Consider the following 3,725-nt stretch of genomic DNA (forward strand, 5'->3'; position numbering starts at 1 on the left):
TTTCATGATAAGGGGGCTGGCGGAGTTTGTCAAGTAAGTTTTTTCGTTTCTAACGGTTGTTGCCAAAAACCATACAAGAAGTCTTTTAAGATCAATCACTTATCTTCAAGGCTTGAATAAAAGCATTCTGTGGAATATTTACGTTCCCTATAGAATGTAACCTTTTTTTACCCTTCTTTTGCTTTTCAAGTAGTTTCATTCTTCGCGTTACATCTCCACCATAGAGTTTAGCTGTTACATCTTTTCTGTATGGGTTAATCGTTTCTCTGGCAATAATTTTTCCGCCCACTGCCGCTTGAATCGCGATTTTATATTGCTGACGTGGTATTAAATCCTTCAAGCGTGCACATATTTCACGCCCCCTTTTTTCTGCCCTACTTTTGTGAACGATACAAGCCAGTGCATCTACGAGCTCTCCATTAATTAAAAAGCTTAATTTATCTATTTGGCTTACCAGATAGCTGGAAATTTCCCAATCCAAACTTGCATATCCTTTGGAAATTGATTTTAATCGATCATAAAAGTCAAAAACAACTTCAGACAGTGGTAATTTATATCTTAACAATGCTGTTGTTGTGTTACCAATGTAAGATAAATCCTCCTGTTCTCCCCTCCTTTCTTCACATAGAGATAGAATATCACCTAAGTATTGATCAGGAACCATTATGGTTGCGGTAATCCACGGTTCTTCCACAATTTCAATTTTCGTTGGATCTGGCATATCACTTGGGTTATGAATATTCAAAACTTCACCACTTCGTGTTGTAACCCTATATATAACACTCGGTGCAGTTGCTGTTAGATCTAAATCAAACTCTCTCTCGAGTCTTTCTTGAATAACTTCAAGATGCAACATTCCCAAAAAACCACAACGAAATCCATAGCCTAGTGCATTTGAAGTTTCAGCTTCGAAGGTAAAACTTGCATCATTTAAATGTAACTTCTCTAGAGCTTCCCTTAGATATTTAAAATCATCCGTTTTGTGAGGGAAAATGCTACAAAATACCACAGGATGCACTTCTTTAAATCCAGGAAGTGCTTCACTACAAGGTCTCTTTTCCTCAGTGATAGTGTCTCCTACCTTGCAGTCTGCTACTTCCTTCATTGAAGCAGTTATAAAACCAACTTCACCCGCTGAAAGTTCACCCGTCATCACTTTTTTAGGGGTGAAAATACCGATATTATCTATCTGATATGTAGCATTATTAGACATCATAACAATTCTCATGCCTTTTTTTAGCACTCCATTTTTAACTCGCACTAAAATTACTACTCCTAAGTAAGTGTCATACCAACTATCAACCAAAATTGCTTGCAGTGGAGCATTTACATCACCTTGAGGAGCTGGAAGTTTTGCTACTATTGCTTCCAGTACATCTTTTATTCCAAGTCCAGTTTTTGCTGATATTAAAACTGACTCACTTGCGTCAATGCCAATTACTTCCTCAACCTGGAGTTTTACCTTTTCTGGATCTGCAGCAGGAAGATCAACTTTATTGAGCACAACTATTATTTCATGGTTGTTGTCAATAGCTTTATATACATTTGCAAGGGTTTGTGCTTCAACGCCCTGGCTACTATCTACCACTAAAAGTGAACCTTCACATGCGGCTAAGCTTCGGCTTACCTCGTAAGAAAAGTCAACGTGACCTGGGGTGTCCATGAGATTTAGGCAATATTGATTACCGTCGTTTGCCGTATAATTGAGTTTTACCGTCTGTGCCTTAATTGTAATCCCACGTTCGCGTTCTATATCCATTGAATCGAGTATTTGATTGATCATTTCTCTTGCTTCAAGGCCGTTACATTCCTCTATTAAACGGTCAGCAAGCGTTGACTTACCGTGGTCTATATGCGCTATTATTGCAAAATTTCTTATGTTGTTCATTTATGGCTATTTTACTTAAGTAGAACCATTTTACATTTTAAGTGTTGTGAGGGCAATCCTTTATTAAGAGACTATTTACTCCTTCAACATAGACGACACTTTTTTCGAGCAGGAAATCACTTTATTAACCATATAGTTTTCATGATTATTATCTATTTTAGGCAACTCATACAGATAATTTACCATCATTCCAGCCGACTGACTAATACCTTTTTCAGAAGTATCCGCCATCCAGTTTAATTGTTTTATCGATGCACCATTGCTTAAATGAAAATGCGCCACCGGATCATAAGCATTCCCATTACTATTATTCACTTTTAGTAAATAATATGCACATAGTTTAAGCATGCATTGTTTAGTTTCATTTATACATTCAACGTTAATTTTTAATTGCTCTGCACTTTCTAAAATTTCTGCACTAGATTGTTTTATATTTAGTTTGCCCAATAAAGTGACATCTTGGTTTAGATTGTTTTTTAGCCATTTCGTAAAGCCAGGTATTGGAGAAAGAGTTGCATATGTTTTTATACTTTTAAACTCCTGTGATAGCTTTTCTACAACCCTTTTGATCAAAAAATTACCAAGGCTGATTCCAGATAACCCTGCTTGAGTGTTTGATATTGAATAGAATATAGCAGTGCTTGCATTACTCGGATCATTTGAAGGTACTGACTCATCTAAAAGGTGTTGAATACTATCTGCAATCTTATCCACCAATGCAACCTCTACAAAAATTAGAGGTTCGTTTGGTATCTTGTAATGAAAAAAAGCAAAACAGAGACCCAGCCTGTTTTTTAAGTCATCCCAAGAGGAAATTTTATGCACAGCTTCATATTTTATAAGTTTTTCTAGCAATGATGCAGGTGAATCCCAGGTGATTTGACGAAGATCAAGTAGATCAACATCAACCCAAGTATAGAGTATATTTTTTAATTCGCTTTCTAGTGGATTCAAGCTTCTATATTGGTTCTTTAGCTTAAGCACGTCAGAACGCATATCAACAATAAACTTAAGGCCTTCTGGTAAAGAAATAAATTGCTTCAATATTTTAGAACGCGGTGATTCAAGAATTTTTATTAAATCCTGTTCAAATTTATAGTTTAACTCGGGATCTTGGTTTTTCTTATACTCTCTAATTTTCTCATCTATTTCCGCTTTATTCGGATTAAATTTTTCTGCCAGGGTTTGTAGAAATTTTATTTTACCTTTCTCTGATAAGCTTAAGTACAAGTTACCAAGAGATACAGCGTTTTTACGTGCTGAAACCTCCCCTCCCTTTGGATTTAAGCACTCGTTCATCTTCAAGACTAAACTATCGATATCGCGACTGTTGCTTAAATCAGGACTGATGTTACCAATCCACGATCTTACAGCATCTGCCACTCCACCTAGTATTTTAAAAAAGCTTCTTACCGCCTTTTTGTCTTCAACTTTCACTATATCAGTTTTTACCAATGATTCTTTTGTCATAGATTCCCTTTATTATACATAGCTAATGCAAGTCAGGGTCATACCGCTGCGATATCTCTAGATCCCGCTAACAAGTAGCGGGATGACGAATTTGTCGTTTGTCAAATCGTCGGTAAACCCAAGTTATTTTAGCTACATATAGCTTAAGTTAAAGGAAAATTTTAGCTACATAGCAGGCACTATTACTAGATTATTAATAATTCAGTAATATAATAGACTTCTTGCACTACCTCCCAAGCCACAACTGTCATTCAGTAGAAACGAAAAAACTTGCTTGACAAACTCCGCCAGCTCCCCTATCATGAAACTGAAGCTATTGTATTTGCTTTCGCCAATCTGCAGATTAAAAGGTAAGGATTACTTAATG

General features: G+C 36.3%; 2 protein-coding genes. Both read right to left on the bottom strand.

Annotated elements, in window-relative coordinates:
* Nucleotides 1–91 precede the first annotated feature (91 nt).
* A complete protein-coding gene (gene lepA, locus OZD62_RS00705) occupies nucleotides 92–1,888 on the bottom strand; it encodes a translation elongation factor 4 (RefSeq protein ID WP_275019223.1) in 1,797 nt (598 codons plus the stop codon).
* A 75-nt stretch (nucleotides 1,889–1,963) separates the two neighbouring features.
* A complete protein-coding gene (locus OZD62_RS00710) occupies nucleotides 1,964–3,358 on the bottom strand; it encodes a malonyl-CoA decarboxylase (RefSeq protein WP_038198837.1) in 1,395 nt (464 codons plus the stop codon).
* Nucleotides 3,359–3,725 lie beyond the last annotated feature (367 nt).

The organism is Wolbachia endosymbiont of Drosophila seguyi (assembly GCF_028981765.1).
Classification (GTDB): domain Bacteria; phylum Pseudomonadota; class Alphaproteobacteria; order Rickettsiales; family Anaplasmataceae; genus Wolbachia; species Wolbachia pipientis.

Coding starts and splice junctions, on each gene's coding strand:
- OZD62_RS00710 (WP_038198837.1), bottom strand. CDS start 3,358: ATGACAAAAGAATCATTGGTAAAAACTGATATAGTGAAAGTTGAAGAC.
- lepA (WP_275019223.1), bottom strand. CDS start 1,888: ATGAACAACATAAGAAATTTTGCAATAATAGCGCATATAGACCACGGT.